Source organism: Hyalangium minutum (assembly GCF_000737315.1).
GTDB lineage: Bacteria > Myxococcota > Myxococcia > Myxococcales > Myxococcaceae > Hyalangium > Hyalangium minutum.
In genome coordinates this window covers 55,820-76,790 of the sequence record NZ_JMCB01000034.1, presented here as the reverse complement: position 1 = coordinate 76,790, position 20,971 = coordinate 55,820, and the positions used below count along the sequence as shown (strand labels likewise).

The window sequence follows — 20,971 nt, the reverse complement described above, 5'->3', positions numbered from 1 at the left end:
AGTTCAGAATCCCAGCGCTTTGACCACGTAGACGAGCAGCATCATGGTTCCGAAGAACCCGCAGATGAACGGTGGCATCAGCAGCTGATCGATGCTGCGGCCCAGTTGCTCGGGCTTCTCGGGATCGTGGCTCACCCAGAGGCTCTGGCCGACCTGGAACCTCGGTAGGTGGGTGGCTGCCTGGATCTGGCACTCCATCTCGCCAGCCTGCGGGGAAGTGAAGCGCACGATCACCAAAGGGTCTAGGACGGTCATGCCGCGCAGGGTGAACTTTCGAGACTCGTGCCGGACGATCACACCCTGGACGATCAGCCCCTTGCTGCGCAGTCGCAGAAACCGCACGAGGAAAAACACCCAGAGGGCCATCAACCCCAGGCCCAGGTAGAGGACGATGTACAGCTCTCTGTTCATGGTCCTCTCCGTGCGAAGTGGCTCCTCGGAGCGTAGCTCACCGCTTCTCAGGCCGGGAGTCGTTGCTGGGCGATGGCCCTGACCCCTTGGGGGGATATTGTCCATCCCATGGGGATCGACTGTTCCTACCAGGCTCTTCCGGACCCATGTGAACCGCTGGCACGGGCAATCCGGGATCCCGAGTTCGGGGAAGCCTTCAGCGCGGTGAGTGGGAGGCTGGAGGCCGCCGAAGGGATGGCTTGGGGCGGCGTCTGGGCCGAGTGTGCACAGGCATGGCGGGAACTGTGCGCCAAGCACCCGGGGCTGGAGCAGCGCAGGTGCTCCGTGGACCGCCGCTGGGACAAGCTCCACTACCTGTTGTCCGAGGAGCGGCGGCACGGCCGCTTTGACGCGGACGATTGGGGGACACACGCCATTCTCGGTGCCAGCCGCTTGGCCAATCATCTCACCGGAGGGCAGGGGATTCACCTGCGCTACTCACCCCCGGCAGTCGTCCGAGCCATTGCGGAGCACTTGCGCTCCATCACGGAAGGTGAGCTGCGACGGGTTTGGGAGCCCTCTCGGATGGAGGAGCTTGCCGTCTACAAGTTCCGAGCGGACCGTACCGATGAGCAGGAGTGGGACTGGGTGGTCGAGGACTTCCAAGGCCTGCAAACCTTCTATGGCCGGGTCGCAAGCCTTGGGGAAGGCGTGCTGGTGAAGCGCGATTAGCGAGGCCCCATGGGGCAGGCCTGGATGTCCGTTGCTGTGCGATAACGCTGCTTTCTGGACCGTCCCCGCTGGGATGGCGCTAGGGTGCAGTGCGTCATGGCACGTACCCGTTCCGCAGACCGAGCACTCCGCCGAGATGTCCGTGTCCTGGGCCGCCTGCTCGGAGAGGTCATCATTGAGCAGGAGGGGCAGGAGCTCTTCGAACTCGAAGAGCAAGTCCGCAACCTCTCCATCCGGCGCCGCCGAGGCCCCAAGGAGGGCCGCCAGTCCGCGGCCTCTGAGCTCACCGCGCTCCTGAAGAAACTCCCGCTGGAGCAGGCCGAACCCGTGCTTCGCGCCTTCTCCGTCTACTTCCAGCTCGTCAACCTCGCCGAGCAGCACCACCGCATCCGCCGCTTCCGCGCCCATGCCAGCGACACGCAGGCACTGCCCCAGCGCGGCTCGCTCGAGGCCGCCTTCCTCACGCTCCGTGACGCTGGCATCTCCAAGGAGCGCGTGCGTCAGACCCTGCTCTCGCTCCAGTTCACCCTGACGCTCACCGCGCACCCCACCCAGGCCGCGCGGCGCACGCTGCTGGAGAAGCTCTACCGCATCCAGCGGGCGCTCGAAGAGCGGGACCGCTGCTCGCTGACGCCCCAGGAGTTCGCCGACAACGTCGAGTCCGTGCGCGAGGAGGTCACCGCCCTCTGGCAGTCGGACGAGCTGCGGCGCATGCGCCCCACCGTGGGTGACGAGGTAAAGAACGTCCTCTGGTACGTGGAGGAGGTGCTCGCCGACCAGCTCGCACGCCTGCCGGAGATCATCTCCTGGGCCTTCGAGCGCGCCTATGGCGAGCCGCTCGGCCCCATTCCCACGCCCGTGCGGTTGCACTCGTGGGTAGGCGGGGACATGGACGGCAACCCGCTCGTGACGCCTGAGGTGCTTGAGGACACCCTGCGCGCCCACCGCGCCCGCGGCCTGCGCATGCTGCTGCGCGACGTGGAGGCGCTCGGCGTGTCCCTGTCCCAGTCGGATCTGCACGCCCCCACGCCCGAGGAACTGCGCCTCTCGCTTGAGCGGGATGGGGCGGAGCTGCCCGAAGTGGCCCGACGCCAGGGGCCACGCACCGCGGGCGAGCCGTGGCGGCGCAAGCTGCGCTTCATGGAGGCCCGGCTCCAGCTCGCGCTCCGGTACGTCGAGGGGCAACGCGCAGGGCGCACCGAGCCCATGTCCCCCGTGGCCTACCGCTCGCCCGCCGCGTTCTTGAAGGATCTGGAGCTCATCGAGCGCACGCTCGATGAGGTGAAAGCCCAGCGTGCTGGCGTGAGGCAGGTGCGCCGCGTGATGGACCGCGTCCACTCCATGGGCTTCCACCTGGCCGAGCTCGAGTTCCGCGTCCCTGCCGAGGACGCCATCAGCGCCAATGCTTCGCTGTCCGGAGGGCCAGCTCCCTCCGAGGGCGGTGCCCGACTGCTCGGAGTGTTGGATCGCGTCCGCGAGGCCCAGGCGGAGTCCGGTGAGGTGGCGTGCCGCACGTTCATCCTCTCCATGGCCAGCACCGCGGAGGATGTGCTCGCGGCGTTCCGCTGTGCTCGCCACGCGGGCCTGTGGGACGCGGAGCGCGGCTGCGCCACCGTGGACATTGTCCCGTTGTTCGAGCAGCTCGGCGCTCTGAATGACGGGCCGAAGGTGCTGAAGACCCTCTTCGCAGACCCCACCTACCGCCGCCATGTGCAGGCCCGAGGTGTGCAGGAGGTGATGGTGGGCTACAGCGACTCGGGTAAGGAGGTGGGGCTGCTGGCCGCCGCCGCCGCGCTCCACCGCGCCCAGGTGGCGCTCACCCAGGTGGCGAAGGAGGAGGGCATCCCGCTGCGCCTCTTCCACGGCCGCGGCGAGTCCGTGGCCCGGGGCGGCGGTCCCGCCCAGCAGGCCATCCTCGCGCTGCCCAGAGGGAGCCTCGCGGGTGGCTACAAGGCGACGGAGCAGGGCGAGGCGCTGGACCACAAGTACGCACGTCCCGAGCTGGCCCGCCGCACACTGGAGCTGGCGCTGGGCGGCGTGCTGCTCCACGTGATGGATGCCCAGCCCCGGCCCGCGCCGGAGGACGAGGCCGTCTTCCGCGAGGCCTTCGACACGCTGGCGGAGACAGGCCGGCGCGAGTACCGCAGCCTCGTGTGGGAGGACTCTCGCTTCGTCGAGTTCTTCACCGCCGTCACGCCGGTGGAGGAGATCTCCGCGCTGCCCATCGGCTCGCGCCCGAGCAAGCGCAAGGCCGGAGGGCTGGAATCCCTGCGTGCCATCCCCTGGGTGTTCGCGTGGACGCAGAACCGCGCCATTCTTCCGGGGTGGTACGGCGTGGGCTCGGCGCTGGAGGCCTTCGCGGCCCAGCCGGACGGACTGGTGCTGCTCAAGCGCATGTACCTCCAGTGGCCATTCTTCCGCATGGTCATCGACAACGTGACGATGGTGCTGGCCAAGAGCGACATCACCATCGCCTCGCGCTACGCGACGCTGGCTCCCGAGTCCACGCGCGAGCTCTGGCAGCGCATTCGCGCCGAGCACGCGCGCACCCGGCGCTGGGTGAAGCGCCTCACCGGAGAGAAGCGGTTGCTGGACCACAACCCCCAGCTCCAGCGCTCCATCTCCCTGCGCAACCCCTACGTGGACCCCATGTCCTTCCTCCAGGTGGAGCTGCTCCGCCGCAAGCGCGAGGGCCACCAGGACGTGGACCGGCCGCTCCTCCTCACTCTCAACGGCATCGCCGCCGGTATGCGCAACACCGGCTGAGCGCCGCAATGGCCCGCTGCCGGTGAAAGATTCCAAAGAGGCGGACCCGGGCAGTTCCCCCGGTGCTCGGAACTTCCGGACAATCGAGAAAGGCTGCGTTCACCGAGGGAAAGTGTGCGGAGCAGGCCTCTTGAACAGGGGCCGGGAGACAGTCGACACTTACTGCGCTCGGGGGATGGGCACGGGCCAGTCAGGCCCTAGGGTCAGGTTGTCATTGGATTCGCAGCTGCTCTTGGGAGTCCCAGGTCATCATGAACAGCAACTCCGCTGATGTGAGATCCACGGGGCAAGATGACCTCGCGAACCGCCGGACCGAAGAGCGGGTCCCGGCCCGGTTCGAGGTGCACTTCAACGACACGCAGGAGGCCGCCAAGGCCCTGCGGGCCTACTCACTGAATGTCTCGGCCGGTGGGCTGTGCCTGCGAACCCGGCGCGCCTACGACGTGGGCTCGCCCGTCCGCATGGACATGGTCGTCGAGGGCCAGGCCTTCCAGCTCCAGGGCGTCATCGCCTGGGTCCGGGATGAGTCCGAGGCCATCGGCGTTCGCTTCACGGACATCAGCGAGAAGGATCGCTCCCGGCTCCAGAGCGTCATCGACAGCCTCAAGCGCTGATTCGAGGGCCCCAGCCGTTGGGGCTCACGAGCCCGCGTGGCGGAACACCATGCAGTCCGCCACGAAGCCGCAGGCCTCGTAGAAGCGCCCCGTTTCAGTCCCCGTGTCCTGGCGGGCCGCCAGCTCCAGCCGCTTCACACTCAGCACCCGCGCCCGCTCGATGGCGTGCAGCAGCAGCGCTCGGCCCACGCCTCGGCGCCGCCACGGCTCCGTCACCACCAGCTCGTCCACGGTGGCAATGCGTCCGCGCAGCCGCAGCTGCGGACGGTGCGAGAGGCTCAGCATGCCCACGGGCCGGTCCTGAAGATCGCAGGCCACGTAGATCTCGATCTCCGGATGGCTGGTGACCCAGTGGACCGTCTGCGTGTCCGAGCCCTCCGTGTAGCCCAGCTCTCGCAGGAGCGTGGAGAGTGCCTCCACATCTCCGCGGCGGGCTTTGCGGATCCGGAACGCGGCGGGAGTCGCGGGAGTGGGCGAGGGCGTCGAGTTCTTGGCGATAGGGCTGGACACGGCCCAGGGAGTCTAACGAAAGGGCCGCCTCTCCTCCAACCCTAGGAGCGGCGGCCCGAAGATTTACACCGATGTGGGAGAGCCTACGGCTGCTCGGAGGCCAGCTTCTGGATGGCCTCGGTGATGTCCGCCTGCTGGGGAACGGAGGCCATCTCCAGGGTGTCGGCCAGGCCGATGCCGGGCACGAACTTGCCGGCCAGCAGCCGAGGGGGCGCCAGCAGCTTGTAGAAGAGCTCCTCCACGGTGCGGCGCATCAGGTGCTCTCCGAAGTTCGTCACCTCGGTGTCCTCGTTCACGAACAGCACGCGGCCCGTCTTCTCGATGGAGCCCTTGATCAGCTCCCAGTCGTACGGCCACAGCGTGCGCAGGTCGATGACCTCGGCGCTCACGCCCTGCTCGCGCAGGGTGTCGGCCGCCTTGGCGCACAGGGGCAGGGTGCGGCCGTAGCTGACCACCGTCACCTGATCGCCCTGGCGCACCACCTTGCCCTGGCCGATGGGCACCACGTACGGCTGCAGCGCGGGCCACTGCGCCTTCCACGCCGAGCGGTCTCCCAGCGGCGCGTCGATCATCTTCGACAGCTGCTTGTCGTCGTCCGGCTCGCCGGGGATGCGCTCCTCGCCCTTCACGCGCAGCAGCGCCTTGGGCTCCAGGTACATGACGGGGTTGAGGTCCTGGCAGGCCGCGAGCATCAGCCCGTACGCGTCCAGCGGGTTGGACGGGATGACGATCTTCCAGCCCGGGATGTGGGTGGCCGTCGCGTCGAACGAGTGCGAGTGGTAGATGGACCCGCGGATGCCGCTGCCCACCGGCGTCTTCACCACCATGGGCAGGTTCCAGTCGCCATTGCTCGACCAGAGCGTGTTGCCCGCGATCTTCAGCAGATCGATGGTGTTGTAGATGTAGTCGGCGAACTGGATCTCCGCGACGGGGCGCTGGCCCGCCATCGCGAGGCCAATCGCCGTGCCGATGATGCCGCGCTCATCCAGCGGCGAGTTCCACGCGTTCTTCAGACCCTGCGTGGCGGTGAAGACGCCACCGAGCGGCGGGCCCACGTCCTCACCGAAGATGTCCATGACACCGAGGTTCTCCTCGGCGTAGTGCAGGGCCATACGGACTGCCTGTGCCATGTTGGCCATGGTTACTTCTTCTCCGCGTAGATGTGGTTCCAGATGGTCTCGGGGCCCGGCAGCGGCTCGTCGCGCACCTGGCGGGCGGCGGCGGCCAGCTCCTCGGTGTAGCGGTTGCGCAGGGTGTCCATCTGCTCGCGCGTCAGGATGCCCTCCTTCTCCAGCTTCACCTCGAACTCCTTGAGGCAGTCCACCTCGTTGGTCACGAAGTTGGCGCCCGAGGCGGACGAGTGCCCGTACAGCCGGGACACCAGGGACTCGATCATGTACGGCTTGCGCTCGGTGCGTACGTAGTCCATCGCCTCCTTGATCTCGCGATAGGACTCGATCGGATCGTTGCCGTTGATCGTCTTGCTGCGGATGTTGAAGGCCCGCGCCCGGTCAGCGATGCGCGTCTCGCCGTGCTGCCCGTCGGACGTGGTGGAGATGCCCCACTTGTTGTTGGTGACGATGATGAGGATGGGCAGCGGGTTGGCGGGGCGGCTGCTCCACACCAGGCACGAGGCGAAATCGCCCTCGGCCGTGCCCGCGTCACCGCCGGTGACGATGGTGATGCCGTCGCCGCCGTGGCGCTTCTGGGCCATGGCCGTGCCCGGCGCGATGGAGTACTGCACCTCGATGGGCGAGGACACCGGGGCGATGTTCCACTCCTTCTTGGAGAAGTGGCCCGCGAAGTTGCGGCCGCCCGAGTACGGATCCGAGGCCGTGTTCTTCATCTGCCGCAGCGCCCCGATGGGCTCCTCGCCCATGGCCAGCAGCGTGCCGGACTGGCGGTAGTGCGCGTGCAGGTAGTCGTAGTCCAGGCCCTGGCCCTTCTTCATCAGCAGGCCGAGTGGGACGTTGAACGCCTCCTCGCCGGGGCCACCGATCCAGAAATAGCCGTGGCCCTGCTTGTACATCTGGATGAGGCGCTCCTCGAGCACGCGCGTCTTCACCATCAAGTCGTGGATCCGGACGAGCAGCTCGCGATCGAGCGTAAGAGATGCGGACGCGTCTTCGCGGTTGATCAAGCGGGGTCGTGACACGCGGGGGGTCCTGAGAAAGGTGGGGAGGCCCCTATACCCCAACCGCTCCGGGTCGACTCAAGCCTCCCAAGACGGCAGATGTCCGCCAGTCTGGAAATGCCCCGCACGTGGCGCGGTGCGGCAATCAGCCGGTCTTCTCGCAGTCATGCGCGCGGCGCGCGAGCCGAGGTACGGCCTTGACGCAGCTCGCGGGCCCGGGTGGCGAGCGCGGACTGTCCGGCGGCCTCGGCGCGAGTGGCGATGAGCTGCAGGGTCTCGTCTCCCAGGTGCGCCGCGCCCGGGCTGGCGAGCAGCTGGCTCAACTCCGGGTAGCGCTTCGCCTCCAGCAGCGCGGTGGCGAGCGCATGGCCCGTCTGCGACGTGGCCGCCTCGGCGAAGGCGGTCCGCAGCGACGGGAGGGCCAGCTCCGGCAGACCGTTGCCCAGCAGCCACTCGCCCATGAACTGGGAGCCGAGGGGGAGTTCGGAGAGCTCCGGCTCGGGGTGGGAGGCTCGCTGGGGCGCTGGCGGAGGCGGAGGCGGAGGCGCAGACGTGCGCCGCGAGGTACCCGGGCGTGGACGCAGCTGCGCGAGAAATCCTTCGATGCTGGCGGAGGCCTCGTGCGAGTCGACGGTGGGGCGCTGGCGCTGGGAGGCGTGCCGGATCTTCCGCATGTAGCCCCGCTCCACCCACGCCCGGAGGAACGGCTCCAGGTTCAGCACGCCGAGCACGAGCGCGAAGCCTCCCAGCCAGTAATTTCTCCAGACAATGGCGAGCACCAGGCCCGTCACCGCTGTTGCGAGCGAGATGCCGCGAATGAGCCACTCGTAGCGGTTGCCGCCGCGGTGACGGATCACTGCCGCCAGGGCGTGGCCTCCATCCAAAGGAAGGATCGGCATCAAGTTGAGGATGCCCCAGCCGAAGTTCGCCCAGAGGAGCGCGCCCACGGCGTAGCCCACGAGCCCGCCTGCCTGCCCCACAGGCGTGAAGCGCTGGAGCGCCAGCACCGCGCCCCCCAGGAGGAAGCCCGCCCCGGGCCCGGCCAGCGACAGCCACAGATCCTGCCGGTGGGTGAGGGTCCGGCCCCCTGTGCTCGAGGTCGTCCCCCCCAGCCCGTGCAGGGAGATGCTCGCGCCGTGGCCGAAGCGCCGGAACGCCAGTGCGTGGCCCAGCTCGTGGATCAGCACCGAGAGAAAGACGACACCGCACCACACCGCCAGGCGCCCAGGGGTCCACCACCCGGTGATACCGGCGGCCAATGCGGTGAGGAGGAAGAGCGGGTGGACCTGGACGGGGAAGCCGACCACCCTGAAGCGTAGGGTCATGGTGGAACTGGTAGACTCATCCTAATCCGCGTGGCGGCTGGCTGCAGGCAGGGGGGGCAGGGGCTCGCACTCTCGCAGAAGTAAGCTACAGTCCCGCCACTTCTACCGACAGCCCGCGTTTTCTACGCGGCCCCGTAGACAGGTGTGCCCTTGGCTAACAAGACGACCTCGCGCCTCAGTGCTGTACCTGAAGACGCCTCGCAGACCTCGATTCCGGCTGCCCGTGAAGGGACCTTCACCGGGGCCAACCCGATCGAGCCGACTTCCTCCCATCAATCCATCCAGTTCACCAGCACCACGATGGCGACGCCGGTCGCGGGAGAGATGACGGGCACCATCGTCGCGCCGCTCGAGGCCGGCGAGCTGCCGGATGTGGCCTCCATCAAGGGCATGCGGCTGGATCAGATCCTGCTGATGTCCACGGGCCTGTTGGTGATCCTCATCGTGGGAATGATCGCCACGCTGTCCTTCATCTCCACGCGCAACCAGTTCGAGGAGACCGCCGAGCAGTTCACCCGGCAGGTGCAGACGCAGGCCCAGGAGCTCGGTCAGACCGTGAGCCAGGCCCTGGCGGTCACCTCCACCACGGCGGTGCGCGACAACGACTACGGATTCTTCCGGGACGTGACGAAGTCCATCGTCAAGTCCAACAAGAACATCCTCCGCGTCCAGATCTACGACGCGAACGGCACGTTGATGGGCAGCTCCAACGATGAGCAGGTCACCAAGCCCTTCGACGGACGATCCGCGGTCCAGGGCGCAGGCACGGCCTTCTTCAACAACCAGCCTGTGTTCGAGTTCCAGGAGAAGCTCGACTACGGCTCGCAGGTGGGCAGCGGGCTCATCGTCATCAGCTACTCGCAGGCCGCCCTCGAGGAGCAGATCAAGCTGCTGGTGGACAGCAAGAGCGAGGCGCTGAGCAAGACGCTGATCATCTCCCTGGTCCTCGGTCTCGGCTTCATGGTGTTTGCCAGTGTGCTGGTGGCCATCCAGAGCCACCGCGTGACCCGGCCGCTCGGCGTGCTCACGAGGAAGGTGATGCAGCTGGCCGCGGGCGATCTCAACGCGCGCAGCACCGGGCAGGCCTCCGGCGCGGGCCGTGAGGTGCGCACCCTGGGCGTGGTGTTCAACCACATGGCCGAGCGCATCAAGGTCCTGCTCGAGGACGTGCGCGTCAAGGCGCAGTTGGAGCGCGAGATGTCGCTGGCGCGCACGGTTCAGGAGACGCTGTCTCCGGGCCGCGAGGCGCTGCAGGTGGGCCCGCTGCGCATCGCTGGCGTGGTGGTGACGGCGGATGCGTGCGGTGGTGACTGGTGGTTCCGCGCGCCGCTGGATGAGCAGCGCGTGGCCATTGGCATCGGCGACGTGACGGGCCACGGCCTCTCCACGGCGCTGGTGGCCACGAGCGCGACCAGCGGGTTCGCCTCGGCCATGACGATGCGCGAGCCGGATCAGCTCAACTCCCAGGTGCTCATCAGCGCGCTCAACATCACCCTGGCCCACCTGGGCCGCGGCGAGTACCAGATGTCCAGCGCGCTCGCGGTCATCGACACGCAGACGGGCTTCATCGACTACGCGGCCGGTGGCCACCCGGCGGCCTGCGTCTACAACCGTGTGGCCGGCCAGTTCGCCTCGCTGCCCGCGCGCGGCCCGCTGCTGGGCGCCTCGGTGGCGTCGCAGTACTCGTCGCGCCAGGCGCAGCTGCGCCCCGGTGACATCGTCGTCTGGTTCTCGGACGGCCTCACCGAGGCCCGCGATGCCGCCGGCAAGCTCTACGGCAACCAGCGCCTGAGCGCCACCGTGCAGGCCAACTCCCAGCAGTCGGCCGAGGGTCTGCGCGATGCCATCCTCGCGGACGTGCGCGCCTTCAGCGCCGGCCAGCCCCAGCGCGATGACATCACCGTCGTCGTCGCCGAGTTCAGCCCTGCCTCCTAGCCCTTGAACCCCATGAGACGCCTCTCTCGAACCGCAGTGCGCCGCCTCGTCGCGGCGCTCGTTGTTGCCAACGCGTTCGTTGGCACGCCGGCCCTGGCCCAGTACCGGCCGCCGCCGCTCACGGAGTCCCAGCGGATGGTGCAGGAGGGGGACGCCGCCCAGGTCTCCGCCAGCGCCGCCGTCACCTCGGGCAACAAGAAGGACGCCGAGGAGAAGTACCGCAAGGCGCTCCAGCTCTATGAGCAGGCGCTCGCCACGGACCCCACGAACCTGGGGGCCGCCGCCGGGCTGGGCACCGTGGCCAACACGCTGCAGGACCACGCCCGCGTGGTGGAGAAGCTGCAGCCGGTGCTGACGGCCAACCCCACCGAGCTGGCCGTGGCCTACCCGCTGGCCGTGGCGTACTTCAAGCTGCGCCGCTACCCGGAGGCCATCCCGCTGCTGGAGCAGGTGTCCACCTCGGACAAGCCCGACTACCTCATCGTCAGCTACTACCTGGGCACCTACTACCTCTATGAGCAGCGAGGGGACCTGGCCATCGCCAAGCTCCAGCGCTACCTGGCGCAGCGCCCAGAGAAGCTGGCGGCCAACGACTTCCAGATCCATGAGCTCATCGGCAAGGCGCACCTGATTCGCAAGGACGCGGCCTCGGCGCGCGCCTCGTTCCAGAAGGCGCAGACGGGCCGGCCGGAGTCGGCCTCGGTGCAGATGGGCATGGCCGCCGTGCTGGAGATGGAGGGCAAGCCCAAGGAGGCGCAGGCGCTGGTGCAGGGCCTGGTCACCAAGTTCCCCCAGGCCCCCGAGCCCAAGGAGCGCCTCGGGCGCATGCTGCTGAACGCCGGCGATGTGCAGGGCGCGGAGACGCAGGCGGTGGCCCTGGTGAAGCTGGGCAGCACCCCCGCGGCCCACCTGCTGCTGGGTGACGTGCGGCTGGCGCAGAAGAAGTCCACCGAGGCTGAGGCCGAGTTCCGCAAGGTGCTCCAGCTGGCCCCTGGCCTGGTGCCCGCGCAGATCGCCGTGGGCAAGGCGCTGCAGGCGCAGGGCCGCAACGAGGAGGCCATCCGCTACCTGGAGGCCGCGGTGCAGGCCGGCGGCAACAACCTGGAACTTTGGGCCTCGCTGGGCTCCGTGAACCGCCGCGCTGGCAACTTCCAGCGCGCCGTCGAGGTGCACCGGCGCGTGGTGGAGCTCGCCCCCCGGCAGCCGCTCGGCTACAACCTGCTGGGCGCGGACCACTTCGCCACGGGCCAGTGGGACCAGGCCATCGAGGACTACACCAACGCGCTCAACGTGGCCCCGGGCAACCCGACGGCCACCCGGTGGCTGGCCCGCTCGCTGGCGCACCGCGCTCAGGGCCGCGCGCAGACGAACCGGCTGGATGATGCCGTGCGCGATCTGCGCCGTGCGTTTGACCTGGAGCGCAGCGCTCCCATGGCCCGCCGCCTGGGCGCCGCGCTGCTGCAGAAGCGGGACTTCGCCGGGGCGCGCATGGTGCTGGAGCAGGGCGTGACGCTGCAGGGCGCCACCTGGCGCGAGCACTGGCTGCTGGGCTACGCCCGCCACGGTGCTGGGGACGCTCAGAAGTCGCTCGAGTCCTTCGAGCAGGCCGGAAAGCTGACGGAGAAGCCCGCGGAGATGGAGGACGTGTCCGTGGGCGCCGCGCTCGCCGAGGTGGAGCTGGGGCGGGTGAACGAGGCCGTGGAGCGGCTCTCGCAGCAGGTCAACTCGACGACGGCCCGCGAGCTGGCGCAGGCCAACCTGCCGCTGCTGCAGTTGCGCCGCGCGCTGGACAGCCTGGAGAGGGGCGACGCCGCATCGGCGCAGCGGGACGTGGAGCTGGCGGAGAAGTTCCCGCTGGCCAAGCAGCCGGAGCTGGCCAAGCTGGCCGCCTTCACCCGCTCGCTGGTGTACGCGGAGGACAAGCGCTTTGGGGACGCGACGGCGGCGCTGAAGAAGGCGTTCACCCCGACGCCCCGCTGGGCCGCGGCCAACACCCGTGCGCTCACCGAGGCCTATCTCCTCTACCGCAAGGAGCAGGTGCCCCAAGCGCGCAAGATGCTGGCCGTGGCCTCCAAGAAGCCCTCGCCCTGGCAGGCCAAGTGGATCGCCTCGCTCTCGTACTCGCTCAACCGGCTCGAGGGTGAGCGCGCGTACACCGCGGGCAACTTCAAGCTGGCGGAGAAGTCCTTCAAGGCCGCGCTCGCCACCGAGCCGGACAACGCCACCCTCCAGCACAACCTGGCCTGCGTGGCGTACCGCCAGGGCAAGATGGCTGCCGCCGTGACCGAGTGGCGCAAGCTGGAGGCCTCCGTCTCCACGGCCACGCTCAACCTGGGCATCGACGCCCAGGAGCGCCGCAACGACATCCCCGACGCGGTGGCGTCCTACCGGCGCTACCTGTCCTCGAGTGGTGGCCCGCGCATGGCCGTCGTGAAGGAGTGGAAGGATCGCCTCGAATCTCTCTATGACTTGAGGGGCGGCGCGTCCGACACCGACTCCAACACCAACGAGGCCACCGCCACGGAGACCCTGCCATGAAGACCGCACGCTTGTTGATCGGGCTCCTGCTGGTGTGTGCCTTTGCACCCTCCGCGTGGGCCCAGAAGAAGACCACCCTGGGCGTCTTCCTGCCCACCAGCCTGGCGGATGGCCAGGAGCGCTTCCAGTTCGCCGAGAAGCTGGCGGCGCAGCTCGGCACCTCGCTGGGGGACACCGTGGCGGCCAAGAGCTTCGGCCGCTACGAGGACTTCTCCAAGGCCATTTCCGACGGAAGCCTGGACTTCGCCGTGGTGGACGGCTGGGCCGCGGTACAGCTGGGCTCCAAGGCCACCCCGGTGGCGTTCGCCGCGCTCTCGGGGGACACCGCGCAGCGCTGGGCCGTCATCTCCTACGGTAAGGGCGCCGTGAAGGATCTGTCCGGCAAGCGGCTGGCGATCGCCAAGGGTGCGGGGCCCTCGGATCCGAAGTTCGTCTCCAACGTCATCTTCGCGGGCGACCTGGACGCGCAGAAGCACTTCAAGCTGGTGTCCGTGCCCAACGTGGAGTCCGCGCTGAAGATGCTCGAGGCCAAGGGTGCCGAGGCCGCGCTCGTCCCGCTGTCGCACGCGCCCAAGGACGCCAAGGTGCTCTACCGCAGCGCCAAGGTCCCCGGCGCGGTGCTGGTGACGCTGCACGGTGAGGATCTGGAGGAGAGCCTGCCGAAGTTGGGGGCCGTGGCGCCCTTCAGCGCCTTCGTGAAGATGCAGTCCAAGGACTTCGAGGACTTCCGCAAGCTCGTCCAGCAGGGCCCGCCGCGCCGCCAGCCCGTCATCGTCGACTCGCCCACACTGCGGGTGGACACGGACGCGCTCGTCACCTCCGGCGAGCTCAACCCGGTGCTGCCCAACTTCACCACGGCGATGGACGTCTCCGACGAGCAGCCGGACGACTGACATGGGACCGTGACAGAGCAGGGGCAGGGCTCGGGCGGTGATCCGCCCGTTCAGGTAGGATGAGTCAAGTGTTCCCCCTACCCATCAGGTGGAGGTGGAGGGGGAATCCAAAGGGTGGGGTCGCGGCGTGGGCCCGCGGCGGGGCCTCCTCGCGCCGCGTCATCTGGTCCGGCGGGGGGGTAGGGGATGCGGCTCCCGGGCAGGTTTGGTCCTGCACTTGGCTCACATCAATGCAGTAGGGTAACTTGAATCTGACAGTTCGGGCGTTTGAGCCAGACTCTGGGTTGGAGGGGGCTCCAACGCTCTCCACTAGCGGACGTGAGAATGATGCACTCGACTGGAATGAGTTGGTCGCGCCGTGTCGCGGCCATGGTCCTCTCTGGGCAGCGCCAGACGCGCGGCCTGCTGCGCCTCTCACTCGCCCTCTGCCTCGCTGTGGGGCTGGGGTCGGGTGCTGCCGAGGCGCAGGCTCCGGCCAAGCCGCCGAAGGCTGCCGCGGGAGACGCCAAGGCCAAGGCCAAGGCCAAGGCTGGCAAGGGCCTGAAGAAGGGCAAGAACACGCCCGCCACCGCGGCGCCCACGACGGCGCCCTCGTCCACGTCCACGCCATCTCCGTTCGATGCGCCGCCCGTGGACGATCCGACGGTGACCCCGCCGACGCCGGAGGAGCCTCCCGCTTCCTCCAGCAGCAGCCACTCCATCAGCCCGGTGGTGCCCGAGCCCGCTCCTGAGCCCACTCCGTCCTCGGTGTCCGCGCCCGCTCCGTCCTCCCTGTCGGGCTCGCCCGCGCTGCCTGCTCAGGGCGGCGTGGCCGCTCCGGCCCCCACGTCCACCCCCTCCAACATCCCGAACTCCGCGCCGTTCGCTGGTCCCGAGGGCAACCGTCCGCTCCCGCCCCCGTCCAGCATGGCGGGCGTGGGCCTGGATGATCCGCTCTCCTCTGGCCCGAACTCCATCGAGTCGGCGGTGAACCAGCTCCTGAGCGAGGCGGTGGTGACCACCGCAGGTAAGCGCAACCAGAAGCTGCAGGATGTTCCGCTGACGGTGGCGTGGATCCCCGCCGAGGAGCTGGAGGGCACCGGCGCCTTCTCGCTCTGCGAGGCCATCCAGTACTTCCCTGGCCTCGAGTGCCGCCGCGGCGCCATGCGCAAGGTGGCGGTGAGCGCGCGCGGCCTGGGCTCCAACTACCTCTCCAACCGCCTGCTGCTGCTCAAGGACGGCCGCCCGCTGACGGATCCCTGGACGGGCCAGTTCTACGCGGATGAGACGACCCCGCTGACCAACCTCAAGCAGGTGGAAGTCATCCGTGGCCCTGGGTCCGCGCTGTACGGCTCCAACGCCTTCAGCGGCGTGATCAACCTCATCGAGCGCCAGCCCTCGGACCTCATCCAGGAGGGCCGCGACTTCGGTGTGGACGGCCGCATCCTGGCGGGCCAGGACAACACCTTCCGCGTGCAGTCCACGGCGGCCGGCCGCATGGGCCCCGTCGAGGCGCTGGCCAGCTACTACGGCTTCACCTCGGACGGCCCGCAGCTGTTCAACGACGCGCGCGTCAACCGCGTGGACACCAACGAGGACTCGCTGGTCCACCAGGTGAGCGGCAAGGTGAAGGTGAAGAACTTCTCGCTGGACGCGGACTACACCAACGCCAACCTCGGCCGCCCGGGTGGCCAGCAGATCTCCACCGTGGGCAACTGCGGCCGCTGCCACTACACCCCGGACGACAACGAGCACGTGGAGAACCTGAACGCCTCCGCCCAGTTCGACTCCCAGGTGACGGACAACGTGCGCGTGTTTGGCCAGGGCTACGCGTTCTTCAAGCGCCGCAAGATCGACCTGAAGAACATGGTCACCGAGGAGCTGCAGCCCACGCTCGGCAAGCGCCGCCGCTTCGGCGGTGAGGTGCGCGCCCTGCTCACGCTGGAGAAGTTCAACGTCACCTTCGGTGGCGACATCAAGGACGACCTGGTCAACAACCAGAACATCCTGCCGGGGCTGACCCTGGACGACACGAAGGAGACGATCATCGGCGGCTTCGTGGATGCCGAGTTCCGTCCGATGAGCAAGCTGGTGCTCAGCGCTGGCGCCCGCTACGACCGGTACCAGATCCCGGAGAAGGTGTGGGCCGTGAGCGAGGACAAGGGCCAGCTGTCGCCCCGCGCCTCCATCGTGTTCCACGCGACGGATGATCTCACGCTGCGCACCAACTACGGCCGCGCCTTCCGCGCGCCCACACTGGCGGAGCTCGCCATCAACCAGCAGATGTACGCGGCCACGCTGCTCGGCGCCTCCGACCTGCGCGCCGAGACGCTGGACACCTACGAGCTGGCGGTGGACTTCTGGCCCTTCCAGCGCCGGGTGCGCCTGACGGCCACGGGCTTCTACAACCGCGCGCAGAACTTCATCAACCAGACGCTGATGTTCGGCTCCACCTCGCAGTTCCGGAACATCGGCGACGCGCGCGTGGTGGGTGCGGAGCTCGAGGCGGCCGCGCAGATCCCCTCCATCAACTCCTCGTTCGACGTGGCCTACCAGTTCCTGGATGCGGAGTCGGTGCCTTACGGCGAGGACGTGAAGAGCGCGCAGCTGGACTACGCGCCGCAGCACCGCCTGTACGCTCGCGCCCGGACCAACATTGGCAAGGTGGGCTTCGTGGAGCTGTACGGCCTGTACGTGGGCTCGCGCTTCGACCCGGGCTTCATCGTGGAGGAGACGGGCTCGGTGGAGCGCGTGAAGCTGCCGGGCTACGTTACCGCCAGCGCCCGCGTGGGCGTGAACGTCAACGAGGGCGTGTCCGTGTCGCTGCTGGGCACCAACCTGTTCGACTCGAAGTACGAGGAGTCTCACGGCTTCCCGGCGCCGCCGCGCGGCGTCTTCAGCGAAGTCAAGCTCCGCTACTAGGCCCCCTTGAGACCCGCCTCCCACCTGGGGGCCGACCCCGGCCTCCTGTTGATCGCAGACCCCTCGCTCGCGCCCACAGTGCTCGAGCAGGTAGCCCCCACCCTGGCGAGGGGTGGGGTCTCCCTGTTCTCCGGCACCGAGGATGCGAGTGGGCCAAGCTCCGCCGTGCGCCGTCGGCTCGTGCTGTACGACGGCAAGTTACTGCCCTCGCATGCGGATCTGCTCCGGAGGGATCCGCCCGCGCTGCTGCTGGCCACGCGGGAGCCGGAGAGCGGGCCCACCGAGTGGGAAGCGCAGCTGCTAGGGGCCGTGCTGCGGGGCGGCTCCCTGGTCCCTCCGGGGCTGGCCGTGGCCCGGCAGAAGCTGCGGCGGATGAAGGATGTGCAGCACGCCTCGGACGCCGCCAGCATGGTGGTGCAGGAGGCCGGAGGTTCGAAGGTGGCCAGCCAGCTCGCGGCGGACGTGCTCCACGAGCTGGCAGTCAATGCCCTGCTGGACGCGCCTGTGGACGCGCAGGGGCAAGCGAAGTACGCCCACCGGCGCACCGAAGTGCACGAGGTGGATGCCGGGGATGCTTGCGAGCTGGGCTTGGCGGTGGACGGCTCGCGCATCTACCTGGAGGCGGTGGATCGGTTCGGGCGGTTGACGACCGGGCCCTTCGCCCGGGCGCTGGATTCTTACGGGGGGCGTGTGCAGGTCAATTCTGAAGGGGGTGGGGCGGGGCTGGGGCTGAGGCGGATGATCGAGCACAGCGATGTCATCGCTGTGCGCGTTCTCCGAGGGCGTGAGTCGCGCGTGCTGTGCGCGGTGGATCTCGGGGATGCGCGCCGTCGCGCAGGGTTCCCCAAGTCGCTGCTGTTCTGTACGGAATGAGGGTAGGGCCGGTGGAGAACCAGGGTTCTAACGCACACATCAGCCGGAGCCGCGTGGGCAACATCACCCACGTGAAGATCTCCGGCGTCATTGACGAGACGTTCCCGCTCACGTCCGCCAGCCCGGACCTCACCGGGATCGTCATCCTCGATCTCGGCGCCGTGGACCGCATCAGCTCGTTTGGCGTGCGGAAGTGGATCGAGTTCGTCTCCAGGCTGCCGCAGGGCGCCATCAGCATGTACGTGGTCTACGCGCCGCCGGTGGTGGTGGACCAGCTGAACATGGTGGAGGGCTTCGCGGGTGTCTCGCGCGTGCTTACGGTGCTGGCGCCGTACACGTGCAAGACGTGCAGCGAGGATCGGCTGCGCGCCGTCAACCTGATGGACGAGGCGCAGATCATATCCGAGAACCGCGCCCCCGAGCACAACTGCCCCGTCTGCTCCAACCCGCTGGAGTTCGCGGATCTGCCCAGCGAGTTCTTCGGCTACATGCGCCGGCAGAACCTGAGCTCCGTGGATCCGGTGGTGATGCGCTACCTGCGCCTGACCGTCGCCGCCGAGCCTCTGGATTTGCCCCAGACGCTGAAGGTGGTGCAGGACGACATGACGTACGTCACCCTGGCCAGCGTCATCCGGGGTGATCTCAACGTGCGCCGCCTGGCCTCGGGCCTGGAGGGCCGCGTCGCGTTCGACTTCTCGCACGTCGCCAAGGTGGAACTGGAGGGCGTGCTCAAGCTGGAGCAGGTGCTGGAGACGTCCGCCAAGGGCGCCCACGTGGTGCTGTGCCGGGTGCCGCCCTCGGTGCTCTCGCCGCTGGCCAAGTCCGGCAAGCCGCTGCCGGCGAAGATTCACTCGCTCTGGTTGCCGTACGAGTGCCAGAACTGCGGCCAGTTGCACCACCAGCGCCAGCACGCCGCCTCGTTCCTGCAGCTGCTCAAGCAGAACGAGGGCCAGGAGCGCCCCTGCGTGGTGTGCGGCGGGGCCTCGCGCCTGGCCTCCATTCCCAACCTGCCTCAGTTCCTGGCGCGCGTGCCGCTGACGGACAGGCCGCACGAGGACATCGAGGCGCTCGAGTCCAAGGCCATCACCCAGTTCCTCTTTGGCCAGGCCAACGCGGAGCCCCAGCAGGGCAACGCGGGCAACACGGACATCAGCGGCAACCACAGCGGCAGCAAGCTGCAGATCATCCGCCGGCTGGGCCAGGGCGGTATGGCCGAAGTGTTTCTCGCCAAGCAGGTCGGCGTGAAGGGCTTCGAGAAGTTCCTGGTGATGAAGAAGATTCTCCAGCAGTTCGCGGAGAATCCCGAGTTCGTGGACATGCTCTTCGCCGAGGCCCGGGCGAACGCACGTCTCACGCACCCCAACGTCGTGCAGACGTTCGACGTGGGCGTCACTGATGGCGTGGCGTACATCCTCATGGAGTACGTCCGCGGCCCGGACCTGAAGCGGCTGATGAACGAGCTGCGCCGCAAGGGCCTGGCGCTGCCCATGGAGCACGCGCTGCGCATCGTCGCGGAGACGTCGGCGGGCCTTCACTACGCCCACAGCTACGTGGACCCGGCCGGTAACGCGCACCCCGTGGTGCACCGCGACGTCAGCCCGCACAACATCCTCATCTCGCTCGACGGCGCGGTGAAGCTCAGCGACTTCGGCATCGCCAAGGTGCAGGGCGAGGATCACACCCAGGCCGGCGTGCTCAAGGGGAAGATCTCGTACATCTCCCCGGAGGCCGCCGCGGGCCGCCCGCTGGACGCGCGCAACGACGTGTTCGCGCTGGGCGTGGTGCTCTTCGAGCTGCTCACCGGCCAGCTACCGTTCCGCCGCGATCACGACGCGGCCACGCTCAACGCCATCGTCCGCGAGCCGGCCCCCGTGCCCTCGCAGCTCAAGCCGAGCATTCCCCAGGACGTGTCGGATCTGATCCTCCGCGCCCTGGTGAAGGATCCGTCGCGGCGCACGCCTTCGGCGGCGGCGATGCGCGAGGAGATCGAGGCGGTGATGGCGCACCACCGGCTCAATTCCTCGCCGGCCGCGGTGGCGCAGTTCTTCAAGGATACGCTGGCGGACCGGCTGTCCGAGTACGCGCCCGCAGGCGCCTCCACCTCGTCCGGCTCTGGCTCGCACCCGCGGTTGAACGCCGGCGGCACCGGCGATCTGGAGAGTCCGAGCAATACGCGCTCCTCGGCGCGGCTGGCGGGCGCGGCCTCCGGCTCGGGGACAGGCTCAGGCTCGCGTCCCAACCTGACGGGCTCTCGCCCCGGTACGGGCTCCGGTCCTGTTGCCACGCCGAACCCCAAGTCCGGCAGTGGCCCTCGGCCGATTCCCACCGCGGCGACGCAGCCTCCCGCCGAGGCCGCCAGCGCCGAGGCCGCCGAGCAGGCTCGGATGAGGCAGGCGGCCGGCCAGCAGGCGCGTCCCAGCACGAGCTCGAGGCCCGCTTTGGGCGCGGTGCCGCAGGCTCCCTCTTCCGGCTCCACGCGCTCCGGCATTCGCCAGATGCCCACGGCTCAGGGCGCTCCGGCTCAAGTCATGGCGCAGGGCAACACCGCTCCCGTGGCGGCCGTGGCCCCGTCTCAGACGGGGCAGCGGCCCTCCGTGGTGGGCACTCCGGCCGTTGCGGTCGCCACGGCGCCGGTGTCCCGTCCTAGCACCCAGGTGGCGGCGCATGCGCCCGCCCCGCGTCCCAGTGTGCCCGCCCCCAACCAGGCTCCGTCCCGGACGGCCATGCCGGCGGTGCCCTCGCCAGCCCCCATTCCCAACCCCATCCCGGTCGCGGCCACAACCACGCCTGCTTCCGTGCAGCCGGAGGTGGCCGAGCCGAGCTCATCGAAGACGTGGATCCTCGTGGCCGTGGGCGCCGTGCTGCTGGCCATCGTGGGCTTCATCGCCATGCGCGTCATGAGCTCGGGTGACGGCATCCAGGTCATCAACCTTGCGCCGGGCGAGAAGCTCTACATCGGCGGGCTCCAGGTGGACTCGAAGGCGCCGCGCGTGGAGAAGCCGGGCGCACTGCTCGTCTCCACCGCCATGGACGGCAAGCTGCGCCGCTTCGGGCGCACCGAGCGCCGGGATCGCATCGATGTGCGCACCATCCCCGAGGCGCTGCCGCAGCCGGGCAGCACGGGGACGCTGAGCCTCGTGGGCAACATCAAGGGCTGCACCATCAAGATCGGGGAGAACGTGCTCCCGGAGAGCAGCGCGAAGACGTCCATCGAGGCCGGCAAGGAGCTGCCGGTCATCATCACGTGCCCGGGGGGTGACGGACTGGCTGTGTCGGTGATGGCGGTACCGGGCCAGGAAGTCGAGCTGGATCCCTGGCCGAAGAAGTAACGGCGGGCGTGGGGGAGGGGCCGCTTCGGGC

The 20,971-nt window shown here is 68.9% G+C and carries 14 protein-coding genes; 9 read left to right on the top strand and 5 right to left on the bottom strand.

The features are described 5' to 3' along the window. Window positions 1–3: 3 nt before the first annotated feature. The gene (locus DB31_RS43660) at window positions 4–411 is read right to left on the bottom strand and encodes a DUF3592 domain-containing protein (protein ID WP_044199834.1); all 408 of its coding nucleotides are present in this window, start codon (window positions 409–411) and stop codon (window positions 4–6) included. Window positions 412–645: 234 nt separating this feature from the next. Here DB31_RS43660 and DB31_RS43655 point away from each other — a divergent pair, with 234 nt between their 5' ends. The 3 genes from DB31_RS43655 to DB31_RS43645 all read left to right on the top strand — a co-directional run bounded on the left by DB31_RS43655 (window position 646) and on the right by DB31_RS43645 (window position 4,502). Continuing rightward, window positions 646–1,122: a DUF1877 family protein gene (locus tag DB31_RS43655; RefSeq protein ID WP_240487292.1), complete on the top strand. Its 477-nt coding sequence runs from the start codon at window positions 646–648 to the stop codon at window positions 1,120–1,122. 96 nt (window positions 1,123–1,218) lie between these two features. Next, window positions 1,219–3,888: a phosphoenolpyruvate carboxylase gene (locus tag DB31_RS43650; RefSeq protein WP_044199900.1), complete on the top strand. Its 2,670-nt coding sequence runs from the start codon at window positions 1,219–1,221 to the stop codon at window positions 3,886–3,888. Window positions 3,889–4,139: 251 nt separating this feature from the next. Further along, a complete protein-coding gene (locus DB31_RS43645; protein ID WP_083969246.1) occupies window positions 4,140–4,502 on the top strand; it encodes a TIGR02266 family protein in 363 nt (120 codons plus the stop codon). Window positions 4,503–4,526: 24 nt separating this feature from the next. Here the strand turns inward: DB31_RS43645 and DB31_RS43640 are convergent, their stop codons facing one another. From DB31_RS43640 to DB31_RS43625, 4 genes are all read right to left on the bottom strand, one after another. Further along, entirely contained in the window at window positions 4,527–5,012 is a 486-nt protein-coding gene (locus DB31_RS43640; protein WP_044199828.1) for a GNAT family N-acetyltransferase, read from the bottom strand. Between the two features lie 83 nt (window positions 5,013–5,095). Then, the gene (locus DB31_RS43635; protein WP_044199825.1) at window positions 5,096–6,151 is read right to left on the bottom strand and encodes an alpha-ketoacid dehydrogenase subunit beta; all 1,056 of its coding nucleotides are present in this window, start codon (window positions 6,149–6,151) and stop codon (window positions 5,096–5,098) included. 2 nt (window positions 6,152–6,153) lie between these two features. After that, complete coding sequence (locus DB31_RS43630; protein WP_044199823.1) at window positions 6,154–7,167, bottom strand: thiamine pyrophosphate-dependent dehydrogenase E1 component subunit alpha; 1,014 nt, start codon at window positions 7,165–7,167, stop codon at window positions 6,154–6,156. A 143-nt stretch (window positions 7,168–7,310) separates the two neighbouring features. Beyond that, on the bottom strand, window positions 7,311–8,471 hold the full coding sequence (locus DB31_RS43625; protein ID WP_044199820.1) for a metalloprotease: 1,161 nt from the start codon (window positions 8,469–8,471) through the stop codon (window positions 7,311–7,313). 150 nt (window positions 8,472–8,621) lie between these two features. On the opposite strand from DB31_RS43625, the gene DB31_RS43620 reads away from it, so the two are divergent. The 6 genes from DB31_RS43620 to DB31_RS43595 all read left to right on the top strand — a co-directional run bounded on the left by DB31_RS43620 (window position 8,622) and on the right by DB31_RS43595 (window position 20,940). Next, window positions 8,622–10,406 (top strand): SpoIIE family protein phosphatase, encoded by a 1,785-nt coding sequence (locus DB31_RS43620; protein ID WP_075306514.1) that lies wholly within the window; start codon window positions 8,622–8,624, stop codon window positions 10,404–10,406. 12 nt (window positions 10,407–10,418) lie between these two features. Beyond that, window positions 10,419–12,944: a tetratricopeptide repeat protein gene (locus tag DB31_RS43615; protein ID WP_044199814.1), complete on the top strand. Its 2,526-nt coding sequence runs from the start codon at window positions 10,419–10,421 to the stop codon at window positions 12,942–12,944. Next, entirely contained in the window at window positions 12,941–13,837 is an 897-nt protein-coding gene (locus DB31_RS43610; protein ID WP_044199812.1) for a PhnD/SsuA/transferrin family substrate-binding protein, read from the top strand. The genes DB31_RS43615 and DB31_RS43610 overlap by 4 nt, the downstream gene beginning before the upstream one ends. Before the next feature lie 342 nt (window positions 13,838–14,179). Continuing rightward, window positions 14,180–16,738 (top strand): TonB-dependent receptor plug domain-containing protein, encoded by a 2,559-nt coding sequence (locus DB31_RS43605; protein ID WP_240487290.1) that lies wholly within the window; start codon window positions 14,180–14,182, stop codon window positions 16,736–16,738. A 6-nt stretch (window positions 16,739–16,744) separates the two neighbouring features. Beyond that, window positions 16,745–17,611, top strand: a complete 867-nt coding sequence (locus DB31_RS43600; RefSeq protein WP_044199806.1) for a hypothetical protein — start codon at window positions 16,745–16,747, stop codon at window positions 17,609–17,611. Further along, complete coding sequence (locus DB31_RS43595) at window positions 17,608–20,940, top strand: serine/threonine-protein kinase (protein ID WP_044199803.1); 3,333 nt, start codon at window positions 17,608–17,610, stop codon at window positions 20,938–20,940. Before DB31_RS43600 ends, DB31_RS43595 begins: the two co-directional genes overlap by 4 nt. The last annotated feature ends 31 nt before the right edge of the window (window positions 20,941–20,971 follow it).